Origin of the sequence: Brachybacterium sp. p3-SID957 (assembly GCF_025144775.1) — a bacterium.
GTDB lineage: Bacteria > Actinomycetota > Actinomycetes > Actinomycetales > Dermabacteraceae > Brachybacterium > Brachybacterium epidermidis.
Window position 1 is genome coordinate 57,338 of the sequence record NZ_JALXKT010000001.1, and the last position, 25,508, is coordinate 82,845.

At 70.3% G+C, this 25,508-nt stretch carries 22 protein-coding genes and 1 pseudogene; 5 read left to right on the top strand and 18 right to left on the bottom strand.

Translation table 11 applies throughout. From position 1 onward, the window contains the following. Positions 1–129 precede the first annotated feature (129 nt). From M3B01_RS00145 to iolC, 13 genes and pseudogenes are all read right to left on the bottom strand, one after another. Positions 130–903, bottom strand: coding sequence for an SDR family NAD(P)-dependent oxidoreductase (locus M3B01_RS00145; RefSeq protein WP_259788805.1), 774 nt, complete (start codon positions 901–903; stop codon positions 130–132). Between the two features lie 14 nt (positions 904–917). Continuing rightward, a complete protein-coding gene (locus tag M3B01_RS00150) occupies positions 918–1,655 on the bottom strand; it encodes a glutamine amidotransferase (RefSeq protein ID WP_259788806.1) in 738 nt (245 codons plus the stop codon). 95 nt (positions 1,656–1,750) lie between these two features. After that, positions 1,751–3,055: an MFS transporter gene (locus M3B01_RS00155; protein ID WP_259788863.1), complete on the bottom strand. Its 1,305-nt coding sequence runs from the start codon at positions 3,053–3,055 to the stop codon at positions 1,751–1,753. A gap of 198 nt (positions 3,056–3,253) precedes the next feature. Then, positions 3,254–3,928, bottom strand: a complete 675-nt coding sequence (locus M3B01_RS00160) for a Gfo/Idh/MocA family oxidoreductase (protein WP_259788864.1) — start codon at positions 3,926–3,928, stop codon at positions 3,254–3,256. 59 nt (positions 3,929–3,987) lie between these two features. Beyond that, positions 3,988–4,065 (bottom strand): annotated as a pseudogene (locus M3B01_RS00165) (hypothetical protein); the annotation flags it as partial. A gap of 244 nt (positions 4,066–4,309) precedes the next feature. Next, on the bottom strand, positions 4,310–5,125 hold the full coding sequence (locus M3B01_RS00170) for an ATP-binding cassette domain-containing protein (RefSeq protein WP_259788807.1): 816 nt from the start codon (positions 5,123–5,125) through the stop codon (positions 4,310–4,312). Then, positions 5,122–6,213: an ABC transporter permease gene (locus M3B01_RS00175; RefSeq protein ID WP_259788808.1), complete on the bottom strand. Its 1,092-nt coding sequence runs from the start codon at positions 6,211–6,213 to the stop codon at positions 5,122–5,124. The genes M3B01_RS00170 and M3B01_RS00175 overlap by 4 nt, the downstream gene beginning before the upstream one ends. After that, positions 6,210–7,151: a sugar ABC transporter substrate-binding protein gene (locus M3B01_RS00180; RefSeq protein WP_259788809.1), complete on the bottom strand. Its 942-nt coding sequence runs from the start codon at positions 7,149–7,151 to the stop codon at positions 6,210–6,212. Before M3B01_RS00180 ends, M3B01_RS00175 begins: the two co-directional genes overlap by 4 nt. Before the next feature lie 403 nt (positions 7,152–7,554). Next, on the bottom strand, positions 7,555–8,298 hold the full coding sequence (locus M3B01_RS00185) for a GntR family transcriptional regulator (RefSeq protein ID WP_311203185.1): 744 nt from the start codon (positions 8,296–8,298) through the stop codon (positions 7,555–7,557). Positions 8,299–8,506: 208 nt separating this feature from the next. Next, a complete protein-coding gene (locus tag M3B01_RS00190) occupies positions 8,507–9,616 on the bottom strand; it encodes a Gfo/Idh/MocA family protein (RefSeq protein ID WP_259788810.1) in 1,110 nt (369 codons plus the stop codon). A 67-nt stretch (positions 9,617–9,683) separates the two neighbouring features. Beyond that, complete coding sequence (gene iolB, locus M3B01_RS00195) at positions 9,684–10,571, bottom strand: 5-deoxy-glucuronate isomerase (RefSeq protein ID WP_259788811.1); 888 nt, start codon at positions 10,569–10,571, stop codon at positions 9,684–9,686. 21 nt (positions 10,572–10,592) lie between these two features. After that, on the bottom strand, positions 10,593–11,501 hold the full coding sequence (locus M3B01_RS00200; protein ID WP_259788812.1) for a deoxyribose-phosphate aldolase: 909 nt from the start codon (positions 11,499–11,501) through the stop codon (positions 10,593–10,595). Then, on the bottom strand, positions 11,501–12,541 hold the full coding sequence (gene iolC / locus M3B01_RS00205) for a 5-dehydro-2-deoxygluconokinase (protein ID WP_259788813.1): 1,041 nt from the start codon (positions 12,539–12,541) through the stop codon (positions 11,501–11,503). Before iolC ends, M3B01_RS00200 begins: the two co-directional genes overlap by 1 nt. A gap of 361 nt (positions 12,542–12,902) precedes the next feature. Here iolC and iolD point away from each other — a divergent pair, with 361 nt between their 5' ends. The 5 genes from iolD (at position 12,903) to M3B01_RS00230 (ending at position 19,730) form a co-directional block, all read left to right on the top strand. Continuing rightward, positions 12,903–14,855: a 3D-(3,5/4)-trihydroxycyclohexane-1,2-dione acylhydrolase (decyclizing) gene (iolD, locus tag M3B01_RS00210; RefSeq protein WP_259788814.1), complete on the top strand. Its 1,953-nt coding sequence runs from the start codon at positions 12,903–12,905 to the stop codon at positions 14,853–14,855. A 65-nt stretch (positions 14,856–14,920) separates the two neighbouring features. Then, positions 14,921–16,414, top strand: a complete 1,494-nt coding sequence (locus M3B01_RS00215) for a CoA-acylating methylmalonate-semialdehyde dehydrogenase (RefSeq protein ID WP_259788815.1) — start codon at positions 14,921–14,923, stop codon at positions 16,412–16,414. A gap of 159 nt (positions 16,415–16,573) precedes the next feature. Next, complete coding sequence (locus M3B01_RS00220; RefSeq protein WP_259788816.1) at positions 16,574–17,542, top strand: sugar phosphate isomerase/epimerase; 969 nt, start codon at positions 16,574–16,576, stop codon at positions 17,540–17,542. A gap of 14 nt (positions 17,543–17,556) precedes the next feature. After that, entirely contained in the window at positions 17,557–18,426 is an 870-nt protein-coding gene (locus M3B01_RS00225; protein WP_259788817.1) for a sugar phosphate isomerase/epimerase, read from the top strand. Next, positions 18,423–19,730, top strand: a complete 1,308-nt coding sequence (locus M3B01_RS00230; protein WP_259788819.1) for a Gfo/Idh/MocA family protein — start codon at positions 18,423–18,425, stop codon at positions 19,728–19,730. Before M3B01_RS00225 ends, M3B01_RS00230 begins: the two co-directional genes overlap by 4 nt. Before the next feature lie 66 nt (positions 19,731–19,796). On the opposite strand, the gene M3B01_RS00235 is transcribed toward M3B01_RS00230, so the two are convergent. The 5 genes from M3B01_RS00235 to M3B01_RS00255 form a co-directional block, all read right to left on the bottom strand. After that, on the bottom strand, positions 19,797–21,554 hold the full coding sequence (locus tag M3B01_RS00235; protein WP_259788821.1) for an ABC transporter ATP-binding protein: 1,758 nt from the start codon (positions 21,552–21,554) through the stop codon (positions 19,797–19,799). Continuing rightward, a complete protein-coding gene (locus M3B01_RS00240) occupies positions 21,551–23,251 on the bottom strand; it encodes an ABC transporter substrate-binding protein (RefSeq protein WP_259788822.1) in 1,701 nt (566 codons plus the stop codon). Before M3B01_RS00240 ends, M3B01_RS00235 begins: the two co-directional genes overlap by 4 nt. Continuing rightward, complete coding sequence (locus M3B01_RS00245; RefSeq protein WP_259788823.1) at positions 23,248–24,369, bottom strand: ABC transporter permease; 1,122 nt, start codon at positions 24,367–24,369, stop codon at positions 23,248–23,250. The genes M3B01_RS00240 and M3B01_RS00245 overlap by 4 nt, the downstream gene beginning before the upstream one ends. Further along, positions 24,366–25,037, bottom strand: coding sequence for an ABC transporter permease (locus tag M3B01_RS00250; RefSeq protein ID WP_259788824.1), 672 nt, complete (start codon positions 25,035–25,037; stop codon positions 24,366–24,368). Before M3B01_RS00250 ends, M3B01_RS00245 begins: the two co-directional genes overlap by 4 nt. Before the next feature lie 75 nt (positions 25,038–25,112). Beyond that, on the bottom strand, positions 25,113–25,304 hold the full coding sequence (locus M3B01_RS00255; RefSeq protein ID WP_259788825.1) for a hypothetical protein: 192 nt from the start codon (positions 25,302–25,304) through the stop codon (positions 25,113–25,115). Between the last annotated feature and the right edge of the window lie 204 nt (positions 25,305–25,508).

Consider the following 25,508-nt stretch of genomic DNA (forward strand, 5'->3'; position numbering starts at 1 on the left):
AGGACCAGCGGTCCCGGGTGGAGTCCCCTTTTCGCACACGGGGCCGCCTGTGCGCAGTCGCCCATCCGCCCGCCGGTCCGGTTATGCACTGGCCCGTGACCTGCAGAGATTTGATGACGCCAGGCCCGCTCAGCCGGCCGGCGTGCCCGGTCCCCGCAGCAGCACGCCGCCGTCCACCGGCAGGGTGTGCCCGGTGATCCAGGCGGCGTCGTCCGAGGCCAGGAAGGCGACAGCGGAGGCGATGTCCTCCGGTTCGCCCACTCGGCCCAGCGGGTACATGGGGCGCATGGAGTTCGCGTCCCGGCCGGACTCGCCCCACACGCGGGTGCGCACGGTCCCGGGGGCCACGGCGTTGACCCTGATCTGCTCGGGGGCCAGATCCGCGGCGAGGTTCTGGGTCAGCGAGATCAGCCCGGCCTTCGCCGCGGAGTACGGCTCCCCGCCGAAGGCCATCAGCGCGTTCACGGAGGACACGCTGACCACCGCGGCGTGCTCGCTGCGGCGCAGGTGGGGCAGCACCGCACGGGTCACCCGCACCGCGCCCATCAGGTTCCAGTCCAGCATCCGCAGCCAGGTGGCGTCGTCGAGGTCCTCGAAGGCAGGTCCCTCGGTGTCGTCACCGCCGGCCACGTTGGCCACCACGTCCAGTCCGCCCAGTGCCTCAGCGACCTCTGCGACCGCGGACTCCACCGACTGGGCCTCCATCATGTCCATGCGCACCGCCAGGTGCGCACCGGCCTGCACCGCGGGCAGCGACTCTGCTGTGGCCCGTGCCGCGTCGTCCTCCAGATCCGCGATCGCCACGTGGGCACCCTCGCGCGCGAAGCGGGCCGCGCAGGCGGCACCGATGCCGTGGGCACCACCCACCACCAGGACCCGTCGGCCCTCGAACCTGCCTGCCATCTCTTTCCTCCCGTTCACCTGGCGAACAGCTCCACGAAGCCCAGCAGCACCCCCGCGGGGGCACCCGCCTCCACCTTCTGGACCTCCTCGATCAGGGTCTCCGTCTCCTCCGGGGCGAAGTAGCCGGCCTCCCGGTAGATGCGGATCCGCTGCACCAGGCCCGGCACGTCCAGCTCCGGGTGGAACTGGGTGGCGTACTGGCGGGTGCCGATGCGGAACATCTGCACCGGGGCCGTCTTCGAGCTGGCCAGGCACACGGCGTGCTCGGGCAGGGCCCGCACCCCCTCCTTGTGGCCCACGAACGCGGTGAACCAGTCGGGCAGGTTCGCGGCCTGCACCAGTCGGTCGCGCCGTCCCTCCTCGGTCAGAAGCACCGTCACCGAGCCCACCGGTTCGGCGTGGGTGCGGTCCACCACCGCGCCCTGGTGCACGCCCAGGGTCCCCACCCCGTAGCAGGCACCCAGGAAGGGGACGTCGTGCTCGATCACCCGGTCCAGCAGACCCTGCAGATCACCCTCCACGCGGTGCTGGAGCTCGGACTTCTCGTCCTCGGGATCAGAGGTGTTGAAGGGGCTGCCGCCCACGATCACCCCGGAGAACTCCTCCAGGTCCAGCTGCGGCAGCGGCCTCGCTTCCAGGCGCACGCGGACCAGTTCGTCCTCGCGCAGGTCGGCGAAACGACGGAACGCCTCGTACTCGGCGTCGGCGGCCTCGTCCTCAGGTCGGGTGGCCAACAGCAGGAACGGTCTCATCTGCGCATCGTAACCGCAGGCAGACCGCCTGATTCACAGTTCCGGTCGGAAAGCTTGGCCGTCCCGGTGCTCAGCTGTGTGCTGCTCCCGGCTGCTCAGCCCCGCGCAGTCCCCGTAGCGGCATCGACCGGGGGCTCCTGCGCGAGCTCCCGCTGCGCCTCCCCGTCCGCATCCCCACGGGTCTCCCGCCCGCCCAGCCACGCGATCGCACCGAGGGCGAGCACCGCCCCGGTCGGGCCGAACGCCCAGCCGAAGCCCAGCCACCCCGCTACGAAGCCGGTCACCACCGGCCCCAGGATCGCCCCCAGGTCCTGCGCCATCTGGAAGCTGGTCAGGGTGGAGCCGCCCGAGCGGTTCGAGCCGACCACGTCGGCCACCACCACCTGCTGGGCGGGGGCGAGCATGCCGGCGCCCACGCCCGCCACCACGGACATCGCGCACAGCCACGGCGTGGTGGGCACCAGACCCATCACCCCGGTGCCCAGTGCGCACACCGCCAGGCCGCCCAGCAGCAGGGGCCTGCGCCCCCAGGAGTCCACCAGTCGGCCCGCCACCAGCAGCGAGGCGGCGTTGGCGGCCGCGAACACGGTCATCACGATGCCGGTGACCGCATCGGTCAGGTGCGCGATGGAGCCGACGAACAGCGGTACCAGCGACATGCGTGCCCCGAAGTTCGCCCACCCGTTGGCGAAGGCGCCCACGATCACGGCACGGAACGCGGAGTCGCGCCAGGCCTCCCGTACCCCCAGCGGCGGGTCCTCCGGGCCGGTGCGGGCCGGGCGCAGATCCGCACCGGCCAGGAACACCGCTACCACCGTGGCCGCGATCAGCAGCGCGACCGCGTACACCAGGAACGGCGCCCGGTACCCCCAGCCCGCCAGCAGGGACCCCAGGGCAGGACCGGCGATCCCGCCGAACAGGAACGCCGAGCCGTACAGGGAGGACGCCCGGCCCCGGGCCAGGGGCGGCGTGAGCCGCACCAGCAGCGCCATCGCGGAGACCGTGAACAGGGTCGAGCCGATGCCGCCCAGGCCGCGCATCACCAACAGTTGCAGGTAGCTCTGCGCGAAGGCGGCGGCTCCGGTGGACAGCGCCACGATCAGCAGACCGGCCACGTACATGCGGCGCTCGCCGAAGCGGGTGATCAGCTGCCCACCGGCCGGGGCGAACACCAGGCGCATGAACGCGAACGCGGAGACCACGGTGCTGGCCGCGGTGACGCCCACGTCGAAGCTGCGAGCATAGGCCGGCAGCACGGGGGCGATGATCCCGAAGCCGATCGCGATCACGAACGCCGCGATCACCAGCACGATGATCCCGCGCGGGATTGACGGGCGGGCAGTGTGCGGGGGCGCGACCTGCGGTAGGACGCCAGGACGGGACGGACTGGACTCGGACATCACCTCCGGTATCCGCAGCCCCAGGCATGCCATGTCGCGGCACCTCACCCGGGGGGCTCGCGGTTGCCCTCACCCGACGGGCACGGGGGCCTCTAACCTCGCGCTGCTCAGGGCCGCATCGACGACCTCCATCATGCGGGTCGCCTCGGCGAACCCTGTGTCCATCGGGTGACCTTCTGCGACGCAGCGAAGGAACTGCTAGATTTCGGCGGTGAACGCCTCGGCATATCCGGTCCCCACCCCACCCCAGGGCATGGCGGCGACATCGCGGAAATATGGGTGCTCTGGGCCGACGATGACGCGCCTGGCACCGTTGGCCGCGGTCGGGGCGGCGCCAAAGGTGTAGAGGTGGAACTCCCCGCTCGCCATGGAATCGAACCGCGCGTGGCCCTCGGTGTCGTAGAGCTCCAATCCGAGCGAGTTCGGAGTGCCTGTCGCGATACGGGAGAGATCCGCCCGGGCCACGGCACCGCTGGTCATCCTGAGCGAGAGCAGGGCGATGTCGCCGTTCGTCACCGGGCCGCGCACATCCGAGGTGGAGGCGGCATGCCCGATCGCCCCGTATGCTGGGACTGGTCGCTCGGAAAACTGGGTGTGCAGGACCGCGCTGGAGACCTCGGTGATGTCACCGGCGACGAACCGCAGTGCATCGATCGCGTGTGCACCGATGTCCAAGAGCGCCCCAGGGCCCGCTTTCCCCTGCGAGTAGCGCCAGACCGTGCGGCATTCGGGTCGGCCGCGTAGTCGGCCAGGTACCAGGCCCTGGCGGTGTGGATCTCGCCGAGCGCCCCGTCGGCCACGAGCTGCCGCATACCGGCCAAGCCGGGCAGACGACGGAACGAGAATCCCGCGCCCGTGATGCCGGGGCCTAATTGCGCAAGGTGCTGCAGGCCGCGCGCCTCCTTGAGGGAGCGGCCGATCGGCTTCTCCGCGAAGACGTGTTTGTCTGAGGCGAGACCGCGAGGAAGGACCTCGGTGTGAACCAAGTTGGGCAGGGCGACGCTCAGCACATCGACATCGGACTCGAGGATGGCATCGATCGAGTCTACGGCTCCGGTGAAGCCGTACCGCCGCGGTCTCGACGGCGAGGTCCCGGGCGGGGTCGACGATCGCGACGAGCTCGACGTCGATCGGTGTGCTCACCGCCATCATGGCATTGCGGTAGCCGAAGGCGTGAGCCTGGCCTGCCATGCCGGCGCCGATGACGGCGATGCGGAGGGGGGAGGTCATGACAACTCCTGTCGACCGAGCGGGTCACGCGGTCTGGGCGGCGCGGCCCAGTTCGTGCTCCAGGGCCTGGAGTTCAGCACCGCCGGCCATCTCCTGGGCGAGGTCCTGCAGCGTGGTCTGGTCACGGGTCATGTCAGCGACGGTGCGGCCCCGCTTCAGCAGTACGAAATGGTCCCCTACCAGGTAGGCGTGGTTCGGGTTGTGGGTGATGAGGATGACCCCGAGCCCACGTTCCCGAGCTCGCATCACGTACTTCAGCACCACCCCGGACTGGCGGACCCCGAGAGCCGCGGTAGGCTCGTCCAGGATCAGCACCCGGGCCCCGAAATACACGGCCCGTGCGATCGCGACGCATTGGCGCTCACCGCCGGACATCGTGCCGATCGGCTGATCGGCGTCGCGCACGGAGATCCCCATCTTCGCCATCTCCTCGATCACGATGCTTTTTGCCTCCTTCGTGCGGATCACCCCAAAGCGTGAGGGCTCGGATCCGAGGAAGAAGTTCCGCCACACCGGCATCAGGGGAGCGATCGCGAGGTCCTGGTACACGGTGGCGATGCCGCGGTCCAGCGCATCACGCGGGCTCGAGAACCGCACCGGCTCCCCATCGACCAGCATCTGACCCGAATCCGGGGCGTGATATCCCGACAGGGTCTTGATGAACGTCGACTTGCCGGCGCCGTTGTCACCGAGCACGCAGGTCACCTCACCTTTGCGCACCGAGCAGCTGACCTCGCGCAGGGCCGTGACGCGGCCGAAGGTCTTGGTGACCTCGCGCGCTTCGAGGACGGGAACGCTGGCGGGATCCGGTGGGGGTGTCAGGGCGGGGTTGTCGCTCATGTCGTCACCTTCAGTGCGTGCTTCTTGATGTACAGGTTGACCAGCACGGCCCCGAGCAGCACCAGGCCCAGGATCGTTCGGAAGAACTCACTGGGCAGGCCCACCAGCGGCATCCCCTGCTGGACCATCCCGAAGATGAGGGCCCCGATGGAGGCGCCGATCACCGAGCCGGCACCGCCGGTGAGCAGGCAGCCGCCGATCACGGCCGCGATGATGAAGTAGAACTCGAGGCCGATCCCCGAGGTGACCGTGGCGTTGCCGTAGCGGATGACCGTGAGGGTGCCCACCAGCCACGCGGCTGCGGCGGTGGCCATGAACAGGCCCACCCGGACCTTCATCACCGGGACGCCCACAGCGCGGGCGGCTTCGGAGTTCCCTCCGAGGGCGAAGATCCAGTTGCCCCACGTGGTTCGCAACAGCACGAATGCCCCCAGCGCGGTCAGCAGCAGCCACCACACCAGCGAGACCTGGAAGGGGCCGACGGAACTGCCGAACAGCGCGCGGGCGGAGTCGTACCCGGTGTACGAGCGGATCCCGGAGACGGTGACCTGACCGGTCAGTCGCTGGGTGACCGCGTAGTTCAGGCCCCACAGCACGAACATCATGCCGAGGGTGACGATGAAGCTGGGCAGCTTCGTTAGGTGCACCATTACGCCGTTGATCGCCCCGACGATGAGGGCGAAGGCGAGGGAGAGCAGGATCCCGAACCAGACGTTCATGTTCAGCTGGGTGACGCACAGCGCTGTCACCAGGGCGGTGGACCCCGTAAGAACTCCGGTGGAGAGGTCGAACTCACCACCGATCATCAGCAGCGCCACGGCGATCGCCATGATGCCCATGACAGCGGCGGGATCCAGGAAGTTGGCCACGCCGGCTTGTGAGGCGAACACCGGGGATATCAGCGAGAACCCGATGAAGACCAGCAGTGCGGCTCCACCGGCCCCGACTTCCGGGGTCATCAGCAGCGCGCGCAGGCGGCCGACGGCGACGAGACGATCATCCTTGTCCTCAGCCGGGGACGGCGGGGTCTGCGGCGAGCCCGCCGGTCCGGGACCCGCGGTGAGGTCGGGGGAGGCGGCCGTGCTCACCGGGTGCCCCTTTCGACGTACTCGGAGACCATCTCGACGTTCTCGGCATCGACGAAGGCCGGGCCGGTCAGCACGGGCTGGCCGCCGCCGAGGGTGTTGCCGTTGTCGTGGTACAGCACCATCATCGCGATGGGCAGGTATCCCTGCAGGTACTGCTGTTGATCGACGGTGAAGGCGATGTCACCGTCCTTGATGCCCTGCAGCACGTCGCTGTCGATGTCGAAGCTGGCCACGGTGATGTCGCGCCCGCTGGCCTGGATGCCTGCCAGGGCGGCGGTGGTGACACTGGGGTTCAGGCCCACCACGGTGTCGATCTGCTCATCGCCCATGATCGTCGACTCGACGGTGGACTGGATCCCCTGGGGGTTGTTGAGGTCCACTTGCACATTGACCACGTCCCCACCGAAGCCCGTTCCGACGCCTTCGCAGCGCTGCTCAAGGCCGACGTTGCCGGCCTCGTGGATCAGGCACACAACCTTGCCTGCGCCCTCTTCCGCGAGCCGTTCGCCGACGCGTTCCCCGGCGGCGCCCTCCGACTGCCCGAAGTGGGCGAGGGCACCGAACTCGGCTGATCTATCCTCGCCGGAGTTGATGGTGATGACGGGGATCCCTGCGGCTGTGGCGGCCTCGATGGAGGACTGGAGTGCATCGGGGTTCGCCATCGAGACGATGATCCCGTCAGGGTCGTTGGCCACCGCCGAATCGATCAGCTGCGCCTGGCGTGACCCCTCGGGGTCGCCGGTGACCTGCACGTTCACGCCGTACTGGGTGCCCGCGTCCTCGGCGCCCTTCTTGACCACGTTCCAGAAGGAACCGTCGGGGACGGAGTGGACCACGACCGCGTAGGTCAGATCGCGTTCAGCGCCGGCGATGGCGTCCCCTTCGCCGGCGCTGTCGGCGGGGGCGTTCCCGCCGGTCCCGCACGCAGAAAGGGTCAAGGCCACAGCGGCTGCCCCGACGGTGACTCTTCTGAGGGTCTTCAGCACGATGATCACATCCCTGCTCGGACGGGGCTGCCCGGCGTCCGTGCCGCGCGGCCGATCGACTCCATTGCCGACTGCCGACAGCGTGACAGAAACCACGAATCGCGTCAAGGATTTGTCAGGACAAGAAATGATAACGGCGTGGGCTGGCCCGGGCGGTGCCACGGGGCAGCCGCTCCTGGGCGTCGGCCCCTGGCACCCGGTGTGCCAGCGACGTCGCGCACAGGCGCCGTTTCCAGGCCGTCTTGCGTGGGCGCTGCCTCCGTACCGCCCCCGTGGGGACGGTGCGGGAATCAATGACAGAACAAAGCAAGGGAGGCTCTGATCGGGCTCACTCCATCAGCGCCGCTGAGCGGGCTCACTCCACCAGCGTGACCTCGAAGGAGTAACGCGAGGCGCGGTAGACGTGGTGGCCGTACTCGATCACGGTGCCGTCGTTGCCGAATACCTTGCGGTCCATGGTGAGCAGGGCCGCGCCCTCCTGCTCGTGCAGCAACTCGGCATGCTCGGCGTCGGCGGTGGTGGCGCCGATGCGCTCGTGCGCCACCGCCAGGCGGATGCCCTTGTCCCGCATCGATGCGTACAGGCCCTGCTTCTTGAGCTGCTCGCGGGTCGGGGCGATGCGCTCGGGCAGGGTGTTGCGCATAACCGCGAGCGGTTCGTCACCGGAGTAGCGCACCCGCATCAGCTCCAGCACCATCTCGCCGGGCTCCAGCAGCAGACGATCTGCGGCTTCGGGGGAGGGCCGGCCCACCCTGTACTCGAGCACCTCGGTGCGGGGGCTCTTGCCGGCACGGGCCAGATCGTCGTAGAGCGAGGTCAGCGCCACCTGGCGGCTCACCGGGGAGTCCACCACCTGGGTGCCCACCCCGCGCTTGCGCACCAGCATGCCCTTGTCCACCACCTCCTGGATACCCTGTCGCACCGTGGGGCGGGACAGGCCCAGGCGCTGGGCGAGGGCCAGCTCGTTCTCCAGGCGGGAGCCGGGGGCCAGTGTGCCCTCGCGCACTGCAGCTTCGATCCCCGCGGCCAGCTGCAGGTACAGCGGGGTGGAGGAGGAGCGGTCGATCGGCAGGGCCAGCGGCTCGTCAGCGCTGCGCACCGGGTCGCTGACGGTGGGCGCCGGGTCATTGCTGGCGGGCGCTTGGTCGTCGCCAGCGGGCGCCGGGTCGCTGCCGGCGGGCACCACCGCGCCCGATGGACGGGTGTCGGTCGTGGTCTCGTCCAGCTGTTCGCTCACGGTGCTCCTTCCGGTGCCGACGCCTCGGTGCGCGGCAGGGATGTGGATATTCTGCCTGCCACGAGCCCGGTCAGGGCCGGGGCTGCACCGAGACCGGCACGAAGCCCGGCGTGGTCAGCGCGGTCTCCGCCGCCTCGCAGGTGGTGGCGGCCAGGTAGCCGTCCCACGCGGTCGCGGAGCGCTCGGCCACGTTGGAGCCGTCCAGCACGGCGGCGATCCAGGCCTGCACCTCGGCGTCGTAGGCCGCCACGAAGCGGGGGCGGAAGTCCGCCGGGATCGCGCCGCCCCAGCTGCCGCCGGCCTTCTGGGTGGTCACCCGGGTGATGCCCATGCCGATGGTGGAGATCCCCTCCGAGCCCAGCACCTCGGTGCGCACCTCGTAGCCGGAGTCGGTGTTCACGTACAGCTCGTCGGTGACGATGCGACCGGACTCGGTGCGGAACAGCAGCAGCATCGGATCGTGCTGGCCCTCGTCGGCCCGCGGGCCCGGCAGCGGCAACACCGCCTGCACCTCGATGACCTGCTCGTCCAGGAAGTAGTGGATCGCGTCGATCTCGTGGACCGCCGAGTCGTACACCATCATCGAGTCCACAAACCCGGGCAGGGTGGTGGCGTTGCGGTGCTTGCAGTTGATCACGCTGATCTGCCCCAGCTCACCGGAGTCGATCGCGTCCTTCAGCTCCGCGTACTCCGCGTCGAAGCGGCGCATGAAGCCCACGGACACGTACCGCCCGCCCGAGGCCTTCTCCGCCTCCACCACGGCGTACGCATCCTGCGGGTTCATCGCCAACGGCTTCTCGCACAGCACCGGCTTGCGAGCCTCGATGCAGGCGATGGCCTGGTCCTTGTGGAACTTGCCGGGGCTGGCGATCAGCACCGCGTCCACGTCGTCGGCCGCGATCAGCTCCTCGGCGGTGGCCACCACGCGGCAGCCGGGCACCGAGTCGGCCAGTTCCTGGGCCTTGTCCCGGAAGTAGTCGGTGACCGCGCTGACGCGGGCGCCCTTGATGCGGGCGCTGATGCGGGCCACGTGGTCCGCGCCCATCTGGCCCACACCGATCACGCCCACGCGCACCTCGCGGGGCAGGTCTTGCCCGGCCTCGCCGCTCGCGTCGGCCGGGGCGTTCTCGACGTGCCGGTCCGCGTCCACGGGACGGAACTGCTGCTGGTTCTGGTTCATGGTGATGCCTCCTGCTGGCGGGCCGTGCCCGCCCGGTCGGTCCACGGGCCCGCCAGCCCGGTCGGTGTCACCAGGTGCCGCGCACCCAGGTCTGGTCGGGGTGGTCGGTGATGTTCCAGGCCCGCTCCGGAGCGGGACCGGCCATCACGTTGAGGTAGTACATGTCGTGCCCGGGCGCCGCCGCGCAGGGGCCGTGCCAGCCGTGCGGCACCAGCACCACGTCACCGGCGCGCACCTCGGTGAGGATGTCGATCGGCTTGTCCTGGCCGCTGGAGGTGGTCTGGTGGAAGCCGAAGCCGGGGCCGCCGCCGGGGGAGGGGGCGATCTCGTAGTAGTAGATCTCCTCCAGCTCCGACTCGGGGTGCTCCGGGTCATCGACCTGCTCGTCGTGCTTGTGCGCGGGGTAGCTGGACCAGTTGCCGCCCGGGGTGATCACCTCGCAGGCGATCAGCGAATCGCACTGGTCGAAGGAGCCCACGGTGCCGAAGTTGCGCACCTGCCGGCTCATGTTCCCGCCGCCGCGGGACTCGACGGGGACATCCTCCGCGCGGATCAGCGCCACCGGGAAGGGCCTGGTGGCCACCGCGGTGGCCAGCGCGAAGCGGCCCCCCTCGGCGCTGGAGATGCGCAGGCGGGAGCCGACGGGGGCGTACAGCACGTCGGTCGCACCGGCGAACACGTCCGTGCGGCCGCGCAGCTCGTACTCACCGGCGCCCTCACCGGCGTCGACGACGACGCGACAGCCGCCGCTGAGCGGCACCACCATCACCTCGATGCCGTCGGCCCGCCAACTCTCCTCGCCACCGGGCTGCAGGGCCAGCACCCGGATCCCGGTGTGGACCCAGCCCTCGCGGGTTCCCGGGTTCACCACCGTGTCGAAGGCGCCCTCGGCGGTGGAGCCGGCGGGCAGGTGCAGGTCCTCGTTCGGCTGCTCGGCGTTCTCTCGGGTGTTCATCGGGTGTTCCTCCTCAGCGGGTCATCCGCGGATCATCTCCACGGCGGTGGAGACCGCCGCGGTGACGTCGTCGTGATGCGGGTACAGCAGGGTGCGACCCACCACCAGGCCGCGCACGTTCGGGCGCGCCAGGGCCTGCTGCCAGGATGCCCGCACCGCTTCGGGGTCCTTGCCCACCGGGTCGCCGCCCAGGATCACGGTGGGCAGGGTGGTGGCGTCCATGACGCGCTCCATCTCCGCCACCGCGGGCAGCTTCAGCCACGTGTAGGCGCTGGTGGCGCCCAGGCCCTGCGCGATGTGGATGGAGCGGATCACGGCCTCGGGGGAGAGGTCGTTGACCACGGGCGTGCCGGGGCCGTCCGACCGGGAGCTCATGAACGGCTCCACCATCGCGATCAGCTCGTGGCGGGCCAGGTCGGTCACTGCCTGCGCACTTGCCTCCAGGGTGAAGGAGGTACGGTCGTCGTCCAGGTCGATGCGGGTGAGCATCTTGCCGCCGTCGAAGCCGGAGTCCTTGATGGCGCGGGCGTCGTAGGCGGTGAAGCGGTCCTCGATCTCCCAGGAGCCGCCCTGCAGGCCGCCCCGGTTCATCGAGGCGAACACGATCTTGTCCTCCAGGGCGCCCATCACCAGCAGGTCCTCGAGCACATCGGCGGTGCCCAGCACGCCGTCCACGCCCGGCACCGCGAGCGCCTCGCGCATGCGGTCCAGCATCTCGGTGCGGCTGGCCATCGCGCCCGGCCGGGAACCTGCGCCGAGCGCCCCACGAGCGGGGTGGTCGGCGGCGATGATCATCATGGTGCCGCCGGCGTCGCTGACCGTGTCGGCCACCGTGCGCCGCCGGCGGGAGGCTGCCAGGCGCGCGAAGCGGCCCGGATCCTCCACCCGCACGCGGGTGACGTCCTCGTAGGTGGAGACGAAATCGCTCATCACTCGCCCTGCCCGTCCTGGTCCTCGGTGACGACCACGCCGCGGTTGCGCACCGCCTCCAGCATCTCGTCGATGGTGCGGCCCTGGTTGGGGTCGCCGCCGGCGATCAGCAGGTCGATCTCCTCGCTGGTGGGCATGGCGGTGGAGCACTCCAGGCGGCTGGTCACGATCGCTCCGGCGGCGTTGCAGCGGGTCAGGATGGTCTCCAGGTCCTGGCCGGCCAGCAGGCCGTGGCACAGGGAGCCGCCGAAGCTGTCCCCGGCGCCCAGGCCGTTGATCACCTGGATCATGTTGGGGGCCACCACCACGTGCTCATCACGCGTCTTGCCCAGCACGCCCTTGGGGCCCTGCTTGACGATCGCGGTCTGCACGCCGGCCTCGAGCAGTGCGTCGGCGGCGCGCTCCGGTTCGGTCTCGCCGACGGCCACCTCGCACTCCTCCTTGTTGCCCACGGCCACCGTGGTGAACTTCAGGGCCTCGCGGTACTGCTCGCGGGCCTCGTCCTTGGAGGACCAGAACATGGGCCGGTAGTCCAGGTCGAACACGGTGTGAGCGGTGCGGCCGCGCGCCTCCAGGGCTGCCAGGTGTGCGGAGCGGCTGGGCTCCTCGGACAGCCCGGTGCCGGAGAACCAGAACAGAGGCACGTTCTTGATGGCCTCGAGGTCGAGATCCTCGGGGCGCACCTGCAGGTCAGGGGCGCTGGGCTGGCGGTAGAAGTACAGCGGGAAATCGTCCGGCGGGAAGATCTCGCACAGCGTGATGGGGGTGTTGAGGTTCGGGTCGGTGACCACGAAGCGGCCGGAGACTCCCAGGCGCTCCATCTCGCGCACCACGTAGCGGCCGAAGGGGTCATCGCCCACCCCGGTGATCACCGCGGGGGAGTGGCCGAGCCGGGCCGCGGCCACCGCCACGTTGGTGGGGCTGCCGCCCAGGAACTTGCCGAAGCTGTTGATCTCCTCGAGGCCCTTGTCGATCTCCAGCGGGTAGATGTCCACCCCGCTGCGGCCGAAGGTGATGATGTCGGGGGAGCTGCTCGTCATGGCTGCTGATGCCTCTCTGCGTCTCGTCTGCACTGCGTCTCGTTCGCGACTCGCACCCGCTACGTCCGGTGCCGTTCAGCCGGGCGGCGCCACATCTTGTCCTAACAAATGAGTGCAGAAGCGTCCGTTATCTTCACGCTAGCATGCGGGGTACTGCGCGAGAAGACCCCTTGCGGTTCCTCATCCGTGCTTGTCTCGTCGGGGCTATGCACGCACGGGCACACCTTGTACGGACATAACGTTGACAGGTGTGAAGGTATCTCGGCATGCTGGGGGCACACGTCCTCAGGCCACGCCGATCGTGCGACGGGACACCAGAGATGCCCGCCTTCGGGCCGGGCGGTTCGACCACGGAGGAACGATGAGCGACCACCTGACCGCAGACGGCTCCGCGACGCAGGGCGCCGACCGGGCCGCACCCACCGCCGCCGGCACCGTGCGGCTCACCGTCGGCCAGGCCCTGGTGCGGTTCCTCGCCGCCCAGTACGCCGAGCGCGACGGCGTCCGTGAGCGCTTCATCCCCGGCACCTTCGGCATCTTCGGCCACGGCAATGTGGCCGGCCTGGGCCAGGCCTTGCTGCAGAACGCCGTCTCCCCCACCGAGGGCGAGGACGAGATGCCCTACTACCAGGCGCGCAACGAGCAGAACATGGTGCACACCGCCGTGGCCTACGCGCGCACGAAGAACCGGATGCAGACCTTCGCCTGCACCGCCTCCATCGGCCCCGGCTCCACCAACATGGTCACCGGCGCGGCCCTGGCCACGGTGGACCGCATCCCCGTGCTGCTGCTGCCCAGCGACATCTTCGCCACCCGCACCGTGGACCCGGTGCTGCAGCAGCTCGAGGACGAGACCGGCGGGGACATCTCCGTCAACGACGCCTTCCGGCCCGTTTCCCGCTACTTCGACCGGATCTCCCGTCCCGAGCAGCTGATCCCGGCCGCCCTGCAGGCGATGCGGGTGCTCACCGACCCGGCCGAGACCGGCGCCGTCACCCTCTCCCTGCCGCAGGACGTGCAGGCCGAGGTCTTCGACTGGCCGCTGGAGTTCTTCCGCGAGCGCACCTGGCACGTGGCCCGCCCCGTTCCCGAGCCCGCCGCTCTCGAGCGCGCCGTGGAGGTGATCCGCTCGGCGAGCAGGCCGGTGCTGATCGCCGGCGGTGGCGCGATCTACTCCGAGGCCAGTGAGGCGCTCGCGGCGTTCACCGACGCCACCGGCATCCCCGTGCTGGACACGCAGGCCGGCAAGGGGGCCCTGAGTGCCGATCACCCGCTGTGCATCGGCGGCGTGGGCTCCACCGGCAACAACGCCGCCAACGAGCTGGCCGCGGAGGCCGACGTGATCATCGGCGTGGGCACCCGGTACACCGACTTCACCACCGCCTCCCACACGGCCTTCCGCAACCCCGAGGCTCGCTTCGTGAACCTCAACGTGAAGGCCTTCGACGCCGCCAAGCACTCCGCCACCATGGTGGTCACCGATGCCCGCGCCGGCCTCGCGGCGCTCGCCGCCGCGCTCGACGGCTGGACCGCCCCCGCCGAGCACGGCGAGCGGGCCAGGCAGCGGCGCGGTGACTGGGAGGAGCTGGTGAAGCCCTGCTTCCAGCCGCACGACCAGGAGCTGCCTGCGCAGACCGAGATCTTCGGCGCCCTCAACGAGCTGATGGGCGAGGAGGACATCGTCATCAACGCGGCCGGGTCCATGCCCGGCGACCTGCAGGCCCTGTGGAAGGCCCGCTCCCCGATCCAGTACCACCTAGAGTACGGCTACTCCTGCATGGGCTACGAGCTGCCCGCCTCCCTCGGCGCGAAGATGGCCCGGCCGCAGAGCGAGGTGGTCGCGATCATCGGCGACGGTACCTTCCAGATGGCCCCCCAGGAGATCGCCACCATCGTCGCCGAGCGCATGAAGGTGATCCTGGTGGTCCTGCAGAACCACGGCTGGTCCTCGATCGGCTCGCTCTCGGAGTCCCACGGGTCCCAGCGCTTCGGCACCAAGTACCGCATGCGCAACGAGGCCACCGGCCTGCTGGACGGCGAGAAGCTGCCCTTCGACATCCCCGCCAACATCCGCTCCTACGGGATCGAGGTGGAGGAGGTCAGCAGCACGGTGGACTTCCGCGAGGCCTACCGCCGCGCCGAGCAGCGCACGGAGGCCACCGCCATCGTGGTCAACACCGACCTGTACGGCCCCAACCCCCCCGGCAACGGCTGGTGGGACGTGCCGGTGGCAGCCGTCTCCACCCTGGAGTCCACCCAGCAGGCCCGCATCCAGTACGAGAAGGCGCTGGAGCCCCAGCGCCACTACCTCTGACCCGCCTAACCCCATCGTCCGGCCCGAGGGCCGGCCCCACCGTCCCCCCGAGGAGGACCGAGAACATGTACGACGTGAAGAACTGGATCGCAGGCCAGGAGGCCGACGGATCCGGCAGCATCCAGGAGATCTACGATCCCGCCACTGGCAGCCAGGTGGGCACCCTTCACCTGGGTGATGCCTCGACCGTGGATCGCGCCGTCGAGGTGGCCCGCGAGGCCCAGCAGCAGTGGGGCAGGGTCTCCCTGTCCAAGCGCACCCAGATCCTGTACCGCATGCGCCAGCTGATGGTGGAGCACACCGACGAGATCGCGGAGGTCATCACCCGCGAGCACGGCAAGACCATCGCCGACGCCAAGGGCGAGATCGCTCGTGGCCTGGAGACCCTCGAGTTCGCCACCTCCATCACCCAGGATCTCAAGGGTGAGTTCTCCGAGAACGTCTCCACCGGCGTGGACGCCCACACCATGCGCCAGCCCCTGGGCGTGGTCGCCGGCATCACGCCGTTCAACTTCCCGGCCATGGTGCCGTTCTGGATGCACCCCATCGCGATCGCCACCGGCAACGCGTTCATCCTCAAGCCCTCCGAGCGCGACCCCTCCGCCTCCAGCATCGTGGCCCGCCTCTACCAGGAGGCCGGCCTGCCCGATGGCGTGTTCCAGGTGGTCCAGGGCGGCAAGGAGGTGGTGGACGCCCTGTGCGGCCACCCGGGCATCGCCGCGGTCTCCTTCGTGGGCTCCACCCCGATCGCCAAGCACGTGCACGATGTGGCCGCCGCCAGCGGAAAGCGGGTGCAGGCTCTTGGCGGCGCCAACAACCACGCTGTGGTGATGCCGGATGCGAACATCGAGTTCGCCGCCGCACAGATCGCCTCCGGTGCGTTCGGCTCCGCCGGCGAGCGCTGCATGGCCGTCCCGGTTGCCGTCACTGTCGGCACCGCCCACGACGCGTTCGTCGAGGCCATCAAGGCGGAGGCCGAGAAGCTGGTCGTCGGCCCCGGATCCGACGAGGGCACCGACATGCCGCCGGTGATCACCCCCGATGCCCGCGCGCGCGTGATCCGCATGACCGACGAGGCCGAGCAGGCCGGTGCCAGCGTGGTGGTCGACGGCCGTGGCCTGGTCGTCGAGGGCCACGAGAACGGCAACTTCGTGGGCCCCGTGGTGCTGACCGATGTGCCGCGCGACCACGACACCTACACCCAGGAGGTGTTCGGGCCGATGCTGGTGGTGATGCAGGTGAACAACTTCGACGAGGCCCTCGAGCTGGTCAACTCCTCGCCCTTCGGCAATGGCACCGCGATCTTCACCGGCTCCGGGCACTACGCCCGCCGGTACCAGGAGGAGGTCCAGGTGGGCATGATCGGCATCAACGTGCCGATCCCCACCCCGGTGGGCTATTACTCCTTCGGCGGCTGGAAGGACTCCCTGTTCGGCGAGTACCACGCCCATGGCCCGGAGGCGGTGCGGTTCTACACCCGCCAGAAGGCGATCACCACGCGCTGGCCGCACCAGGACGAGCACGTCGAGAGCTCCATGAGCTTCCCGACCCACGACTGAGCCGAGCGGGTCTTCCCACCCTCACCCCGCCCGTGCACCCGCGCCCGCACCTCACCTGCGCACCCCGCCCGAGGAGACGTTCCCGTTCCACCGCAGCCCGCACCTGGAACGGGAATGTCCATTCGGACAGGAACGCCTCTACCTGCGAAGGAGCAGACCATGACCGTGCCGAACCCCGGTGCCGACCAGACCCCGAACCCGCCCTCCAAGGCCCGCAACCCGGAGCCGCCGTACGACAAGCTCACCATCGGGGTGTGCCCCGACCAGTGGGGCGTGTGGTTCCCGGAGGACGAGAAGCAGATCCCCTGGCGCACCGCCCTGGGGGAGATGGCCCAGGCGGGCTTCTCGGTGATGGAGACGGGGCCGTGGGGCTACTTCCCCAAGGACGCGCGTGAGCTGCAGTCCGTGATGGACGAGCACGGCTTCCGGGTGGTGGCCGGCACCGGGTGGGGCATCCTGCACAAGGAGGAGGCCTGGCCGGAGACCGAGCGCACCTTCCGCGCGATCGCGGAGACCCACGCGGCCGTGGGCGCGGAGTACATGGTGCACCTGCCGCCCATGTACCGCGACGAGAAGACCTGGGAGTTCACCGACGACCGGGAGCTCACCGGGGAGGCCTGGCAGCGGTATGTCACCAACGCCAACGAGCTGGGCCGCATCATGAAGGAGGACTACGGGCTGACGATGGTGCTGCACCCCCACGGGGACAGCCACATCGAGACCCCGGAGGAGATCGCCCGGGTGTTCGAGGCGACGGACCCCGAGCTGGTGAGCTTCTGCCTGGACACCGGGCACATCGTGTACGGCGGTGGGGACCCCGTCGGCATGATCGACGAGTACCCGGAGCGGATCGGCTACGTGCACATCAAGGCCTTCGACCCGGACATCACCCGGGAGGCCCACGAGAAGGACTGGCCCTTCGGCGAGGCCGTGGCCAAGGGCGCCTCGGTGCGTCCCCCCGCGGGTCTGCCGGACATGCGGCAGCTGGTGCAGCGCCTGGCGGCGATGGACAAAGAGCTGTACGTGATCTGCGAGCAGGACCTGTACCCCTGCGACCCGGCCCTGCCCCTGCCCAACGCGATCGCCACCCGTGAGTTCCTGGCCGAGTGCGGCCTGGGCGTGAAGTGATCTGAAGGAACGCCATGGTCAAGATCCTGCTGGACCCCAGCATGTACCACCCCCACCTCTCGGTCGCGCAGGAGCTGCACAAGGCCGCCGAACTGGGGTACAGGTACCTCGAGCTGTCCCCGCGCGCCGACTTCCACGAGTGGCACCACTACCCCAAGGTGGATCGCCACCAGATCGCCGAGGTGAAGCAGGCGATGAAGGATTCGGGGGTGAAGATCTGGACCTTCAACCCCGTGTTCGACTGGGCCAGCCCCGACGAGCAGGAGCGCCAGGCGCAGGTGCGCAACTGGAAGCGCCTGCTGGAGATCGCCGATGCCCTCGAGGTGCCGCTGATCGCCACCGAGTTCTCCGGTGACCCGAACCGACCCCGGCAGTCCGAGCACCAGTTCTACCGCTCGATGGAGGAGCTGGTGCCCGTGTTCGAGAAGTACGGCATCGAGTGCACCATCGAGGCGCACCCCTACGACTTCGTGGAGACCAACGATCGGGCCGTGCAGATCGTGCGCGGCGTCGACCGCGACTGGCTGAACTACGAGTTCTGCTTCCCGCACGCCTTCCACCTGGCGGGGGGCGGCTCCGACCTGCGCGGGATGCTGGACTACGCCGGCGACCGGCTGAAGCACCTGCACATCGCGGACGTCTACAACCACCTGGCCAATGTGGGCAACCGCTACATCATCAACCCGCCCGGGGTCGATGCGCGCGTGCACCAGCACAACGAGATCGGCAACGGCGAGATCGACTGGGACGACGCCTTCGCCTACCTGCGCGAGCGCGAGTACGACGGCCCCGTCTCGGTGTGCGTGTTCGGCTGGGAGGAAGACGCCGACGACATCCACCGCCGGATGCGGCGGCGGATCCTCGATGAGCTGGGCGGCCAGTGAGCACGCCCGAGCCCCGCGCGGGCATGCCCGGATCCGGTGCACCCGAGCCCCGCCCGAGCGGGGCCGCCGCAGCCGAGGCCCGTACGCCCGAGGCTGCAGCACCGGGGCCCGCCGTCCGGGAGCTGGGCGTGGCCGTGGTGGGACTGGGCTGGATGGGGCGCCTGCACGCCACCTCCTACCTGCGCCTGCCCGTGCTGTACCCCGAGCTGGGCATCCGCTCTCGCCTGGTGGTGGCGGCCGACCCGGTCGAGGCCAACCGTCGTGCGGCGGTGACGCAATACGGCTTCGCCCGCGCCGTGGACGGCAGCGACCTCGCCACCATCGAGAAGGCGCTCGCGGACCCCGCAGTCGACGTGGTCTCGATCTGCTCGCCCAACTTCCTGCACCGTGACCTGGCGCTGGCCGCCGTCCGCGCCGGGAAGCCCTTCTGGATCGAGAAGCCGATGGGTGTCGGTGCCGAGCAGAGCCGCGAGATCCAGCAGGCCGCTGCCGCTGCGGCCGACGGGGCGGGCCTCGCCACCGCCGTCGGCTTCAACTATCGGCACGCCCCGGCCATCGCCCACCTGTGCTCCCTGGTGGCAGACGGTCGCCTGGGCCGGATCACCAACGTGCGCTGCTGGCTGATCGCCGACTACGCCTCCTCGCCCGACGGGCCGCTGACCTGGCGCTACGACCGTGAGCGCGGCGGCAACGGTGTGATCGGCGATCTGCTGTCCCATGGGGCGGACCTGGTGCGGTACGTCACCGGTCAGCCCATCACCGAGGTGTGCGCGGACAGCGGCGTGTTCATCCCCGAGCGCCCGATCCCGGTCGGCACTGCGGTGGGCCACGGCGCCGTCGAGCTGAGCGGTGAGCGCGGGCCCGTCGGCAACGAGGACTGGGTGGCGGCCTTGGGTGCGCTGGCCGACGGCACCCGGGTGACGCTCGAATCCTCCCGCGTGGCGCGCGGCCACCGCTCCGACTACGCCCTGGAGGTGTACGGGACCGAGGGCTCAGCCCGCTGGTCCTTCACCCGCATGAACGAGCTGGAGGTGCAGCTGGGCGAGGGCGGCACCGAGCACGGCTACACCACTGTGCTCGCCGGGCCCGGCCACGGCGAGTACGCCCGCTTCCAGCCCGGCCCCGGCATCCCCATGAGCTTCGACGACCTCAAGGCCATCGAGGCCGCGGCGTTCTGCTCCGACGTGGTGCGGGGCACTCGCCTGGCACCGTCGGCCGGCGATGGCGTACACGCCGCCGAGGTGTGCGAGGCCGTGGTGCGCTCGGCCGCTTCCCGTGCCTGGGAGGCCGTGCAGCCGGACTGAGCCGTGAAAGCCGGACTGAGCCGTGAAAGCCGGACTGAGCCGTGAAAGCCGGACTGAGCCGGGGCCTCAGGCAGCGGTTCGGCCGCTCTCGCGCAGGCGCCGCGACGGGTCCGGCACGCTCTCCAGCAGCGCCCGCGTGTACTCGTGCCGGGGGCTGCCCAGCACTTGGTCCATGGTGCCCTGCTCCACGGCCCGGCCGCGGCGCAGCACCGTCACGTGATCGGCGAGCGATCCCACCACCGCGAGGTCGTGGCTGATGAACACGCAGGCGAAGCGCGCCTCCTCGATGGCCTCGCGCAGCACCTCGATCACGTGTGCCTGCACGGTGACGTCCAGTGCGCTGGTGGGCTCGTCGGCGATCAGCAGGGAGGGCTGCAGGATCAGCGCGCGAGCGATCGAGACCCGCTGCCGCTGCCCGCCGGAGAGCTCGTGGGGCAGCCGCTGCGTGTAGGAGGCGGGCAGGCGCACCTGCTCCAGGGCGTGACGCACTCGCCGGTCCACCTCGGTGCGGTCCACCCCGCCCGCCAGGTGCAGGGGCTCGCTGATGCTCCACCCGACGGTGCGGCGAGGGTTCAGGGACGAGGCAGGGTCCTGGAACACCAGGCCGGCCCGCGCGTACACCCCACGGCGAGCCGCCGGGGAGAGGCTGCGGGGGTCCGTCCCGTCCAGTTCGAGCACGCGCGCCTGGGCCGGGACCAGCCCCACCAGGGCCTTGCCCCATGTCGACTTTCCCGAGCCCGACTCGCCCACCAGGCCGTGGATCTGCCCGCGGCCGATCTCGAAGCCCACGTCGTCCAGCGCCAGGTGGGACCCACCACGCCGGTCGTAGCGGACAGACAGGCCCTCGACGCGCACCACCGGGGGCTCCGATGCGGCGGCCCCGCGGGATGTGTCGCTGTCGCCCTGCGTGGCAGCATCGTCGTCGCCCCGTGTGGACGCGCCGCCCTCCTGCTCGGCGCTCGACCGCGCTGACGCCCGCTCCAGGCTGGGCGACAGTCGCGGCACGGCCGACAGCAGCGTCTGCGTATAAGGGGCGGTGGGGGCACCGAGCACCTGCTGGACGGTGCCGGTCTCGCGCACCTCGCCGCCCTGCAGCACCACCACGTCGTCGGCGATCTCGCCCACCACGCCCATGTCGTGCGTGATCAGCAGCACCCCGATGCCGCGCTCGCGCACGATCCGGGTGAGCAGGTCCAGCACGCCGCGCTGGACCGTGACATCGAGAGCGGTGGTGGGTTCATCGGCGATCAGCAGCGCGGGGTCCCCGCTGAGCGCGAGCGCGATCACCACGCGCTGCAGCTCACCGCCGGAGAGCTCGTGCGGGTAGGAGGAGGCGGTGCGGTCCGGGTCCGGCAGGCCCACCGAGGCCAGCAGATCCCGGGTGCGCTGCGCGGCTCGGGGGCGGGATCGGATGTTCTCGCGCACCCCGAGCACGTCACGGAAGACGGCGCTGACCTTCATCACCGGTGACAGTGACTGCCCCGGCTCCTGGAAGATCATCCCGAGGCCCCCGGCGCGGGTGCGGCGCATCTGCTGGGGTGACCTGCCCAGCAGCTCCTCGCCACGCAAGCGGGCGCTGCCGGTCACCTGTGCGCCGGCGGGTGCGAGCCCGATGGTGGCCAGCGCCGTCATCGACTTCCCGGAGCCGGACTCGCCCACCAGGGCGGTGATGCGCCCGGCGCGCACCGTGAGGTCCAGGCCCTTCAGGATCGGCCTGCCGGCGATGGTGACCCGCAGGTCCCGCAGGGCCAGCAGGTCCGGGTCTCCCGTGGAGCCGGGATCCTGCGCGGGCCCGGCATCGGTGGCGCGGGTGCTGTCGCTCATGCCTTCAGGGTGGTGGTGAGGTAGTTCGGGTAGGCCGGGAACTGACCGATCTCGAAGTTCTCCACCCCGGAGCCGTGGATGAAGGAGTTCTTCGAGTAGATCAGCGGCACCACGGGGGAGTCCTCCATGATCCGCTTGTCCACGGCCGCCCACTTGGCGGCGGCCTCGTCGGCGTCGAGGGTGGAGGAGGCCTCCAGCAGTGCTGCGTCCACCTCCTCGTTCGCATACCGCGCCAGGTTGTAGTTGCCGTTGCCGATCTGGGTGGACTCGAAAAGCGGGGTGAGGTTGGCGTTGGGGGAGGGCATGTCGGGCTGCCAGGAGCTGAGCACCATGTCGTAGGCGCTGCCGTCGCCCGCGGTCACCTCGGACTGGTAGGCGTTGGCGTCCAGCGGCTGGATGGTGACGGTGATCCCGGCTCGGGTGAGGGCCTGCTGGATCGACTCGGCGGCGGCGGTCTGGGTGTCCTGGATGACCAGGCGCAGCGACAGGTCCTGTGCCCCGGCCTCGGCCAGCAGGCGCCTGGCCTCCTCGGCATCGCCGGTGGGAGCCTCGGCGTACAGGTTGTACTCCTCGCGGCCGGCGATGCCCGGGGTGATCAAGGTGGTGGCGAAGTCGCCGGAGATCTCCCCGCCCTTCGCGGTGCGGTACGCCTCCTTGTCCACGGCGTACTGCAGCGCCCTGCGGACGTTCACATCCTTCAGGGCCTCCGATTCGGTGTTCAGCGCCAGGTACTCCAGTGCCCCGGGGCCCGAGGTCACCAGGCGATCGCCCACCTTCGGGTCGTTGCGGGCCTGCACCAGCTGGGCGGTGGGCACGAAGCTGGCCAGGAACCCGTCCTGGGCGCCGGAGCGGTCGGCGATGATCGACTGCGCCACCACGCTCGCATCCTGGGCCAGCGCGAACTCGATGGTGTCGGGGCCGCCGGTGCGGGCCTGGTCGGTGCCTGCGTCCCAGTGCTCGTTGCGCACCATTACGGCCTTGGCGCCGGGGGAGTAGGACTCCACGCGGTAGGGGCCGCTGGTCACAGGCTGGGTGGCGTAGGTCTCCGGCTGCCCGGAGTCCTCCGGGACCGGGGCGAAGGCGGGGTTGGAGGCCACCCAGCCGAAGTCGCCGTAGGGGCGGTTCAGGTGCAGCACCAGGGTGAGGTCGTCGACGGCCTCGATGGAGTCCAGGTGCTCACCGGAGAACGGCCCCGCGTAGTCCTCACCGCCCTCCAGCAGCACCTTGTGGTAGGTGAGGCCGCCGGTGAGCTCGGGGGCGAAGGACCGCTCCAGCCCGTACTTCACGGCGGCGGCGGTGATGGGGGTCCCGTCCTCGAACTTCAGTCCCTCCTGGAGGGTGAAGGTCCAGGTCTTCCCGTCCTCGGAGGGGGTGCCGGTGTCGGTGGCGAGGTCGGGGATCAGCTCGGTGGGGGCGTCCGGGGAGGTCTTCCAGGCGGTGAGGCGGCGCGCGGTCAGGCCCAGGGTGGTGATCGCGAGGTTCTGACTGGTGGCCGGGTCGAAGCTCATCTCCTCCCCGGTGGTGTAGATGGTCAGGGTGCCACCGGTCTGACCGCCGCCGTCGGACCCGGAGCTGCCGGAGCCCCCGGAGCCGCTGCCGGAGCAGGCGGCCAGGGCGCCGGTGCCGACCACCACGGGGGTGGCCAGCAGGATGCTGCGGCGGGAGAAGGTCGAGCTGGTGCGGGGCGAGGTGCTCATGAGGATGTCTCCTGGGTGGTGCGGGACGGGCGAGGGATCGAGTGGGTCGAGCTGGTCGGGTCGGAGTCGGAGCGGTCGGAGTCGGAGGGATCGGGCTCGCCCGTTCCGTGGTCGGACAGGGTGGTGGTGCGCCTGCCGGTGGCGGCAAGGCGCCGGTCCAGCAGGGGGCGGGCGAGGTCCGCGCAGAGGTTCGCCAGGACGATCAGCAGGGAGCCCACCAGGGTGGTGCCCACGATCACCGGCAGGTCGGCGGTGGAGGTCGCGTCCAGCAGCAGCGCGCCCAGGCCCGGCAGGCCGAAGATCCGCTCGGTGATGACGGTGCCGCCCAGCAGTGCCCCGATGTCCAGGGCGATCAGGGTGGTCAGCGGTAGCGCGAGGTTCCGCAGCGCGTACCGGTCGATCCGTCGTTCCGGAAGGCCGGCAGCCCGTGCGGTGCGCGCGTAGTCCAAGCCCAGCTGCTCGATCATCGAGGACCGCACCAGGCGTGCGTACACGGCGCCGTTGAGGAAGGCCAGGGTGATCCAGGGCAGCACCAGGTGGCGGGCCCACTGCAGGGGGCTCTCGGTGAAGGGCTCGTAGCCGCCGCTGGGCAGCAGGTCCAGCTGCAGGGCGAACACCACCACCGCCAGCAGGCCCACCACGAAGGCGGGGGCGGAGGCCGCGACCACGGACACCCCGGTCACGGTGCGGTCCAGGATGCCTCCCTGGCGGCGGGCGGCAAGCGCCCCGGCGGCGATCCCGAACAGTGCCTGCAGCGCGACGGCACCCAGGGCGATCGAGAACGTGACCGGGAAGCGGTCCACGATCAGCTCGGTCACCGACTGGTGCAGCTGGAAGGAGTACCCCAGGCAGGGGGCGGCGCACTGGACGGCCACCTCGGCCGAGCCGAAGGTGCGCCCGGTGAAGATCGCCACCAGGAAGGTGCCCAGTTGGACGAACCACGGCTGGTCGAAGCCCATGAAGCCGCGGGCGGCCTCGAGGTCCTCCGGGGAGCAGGGCTTGCCGCACATCTGCAGGGCAGGGTCGATGGGGGCGAGATAGAAGATCGCGAAGGTGAGCGCCATGACCACCAGCAGCACCACCACGCTGCGGGCCGCGCGCTGCAGGGCGGGGATCATCGCTGTGCCCCCCGGGGATCGAGGGCGTCGCGCAGGGTGTCGCCGAGGACGTTGAAGGAGAAGGTCACAAGGAACAGCGCCGCTGCGGGGAACAGCAGGAAGGCGGGGTCCACCAGCAACCCGCTGATGGCGTCACCGATCGACCGGCCCCACGAGGGAGTGGGCGGCAGCACGCCGACGCCGAGGAACGACAGTGTGGCTTCGGCGCTGATGCGGCCGGGCAGAGAGATGCAGGAGTAGACGATCACGGTGGAGGCGACGTTGGGCAGCACCTGGTGCCGCAGTACGTGGGCCAGGCGTGCCCCCATCACGCGGGAGGCCACCACGTACGGCTGACGTACGATCACGCGGGTCTCGGCGGCGACCACGCGGGCGATGCCCGGCCAGCCGGACACGCCGATGACCAGGGTGAGCAGCAGGGCGCGTGGGGCCTCGAGCGGGAACAGGGCGCTGAGGGCGATCGCGAAGATCAGGAAGGGGAAGCCCAGGGTGACGTCGGTGGCCACCTCCACGAGCTTCTCGACGAACCCGCCGACGGCGCCGGCCACAATCCCGAGCACCACGCCGATGACGGTGGCCAGCAGGGTGGAGGCGATGCCCACCAGCAGGGACACCCGGGCGCCGTGGACCACGAGGGAGAACAGGTCGCGGCCCGTGCCGGGCTCCACCCCGAACCAGTGGTCGGCGCTGACCCCACCGAAGGCTCCCAGCGGCGCGGTGTCGGGGCCCAGGGCCTCGGGGTTCTACGTGAACGGGTCATTGTCGGACAGTGCGTTGAGCTGCGGGGCGAACACCGCAGCGAGCACGCTCGCCGCGACGACCACGGCAGCGGCAGCCGGGACGGGCCGCAGAAACGCGCGCCACACGGGGGTCCGGGCGGTGCGGTCGTCCAGCGAGACCGCGGCCTCGACCGGGAGAGCATCGCTCGTCGTCATCATCGTTACTTTCGGTCGCGCAAAGAAAAACTATGGGCAGTATGGCACTGCCCTACACGCCCATGAACATCGCGGGGTCACGGAGCGTCACAGATCACCCTTGACCGCCTCGAGGATCCGCAGTCGTTCAGCGGCGGTCAGGCCCGGGCCGTTCTCCAGCACCCCGACCACCCCCCGCCGATGTGCTGGAGCCGAGGCCGGTGA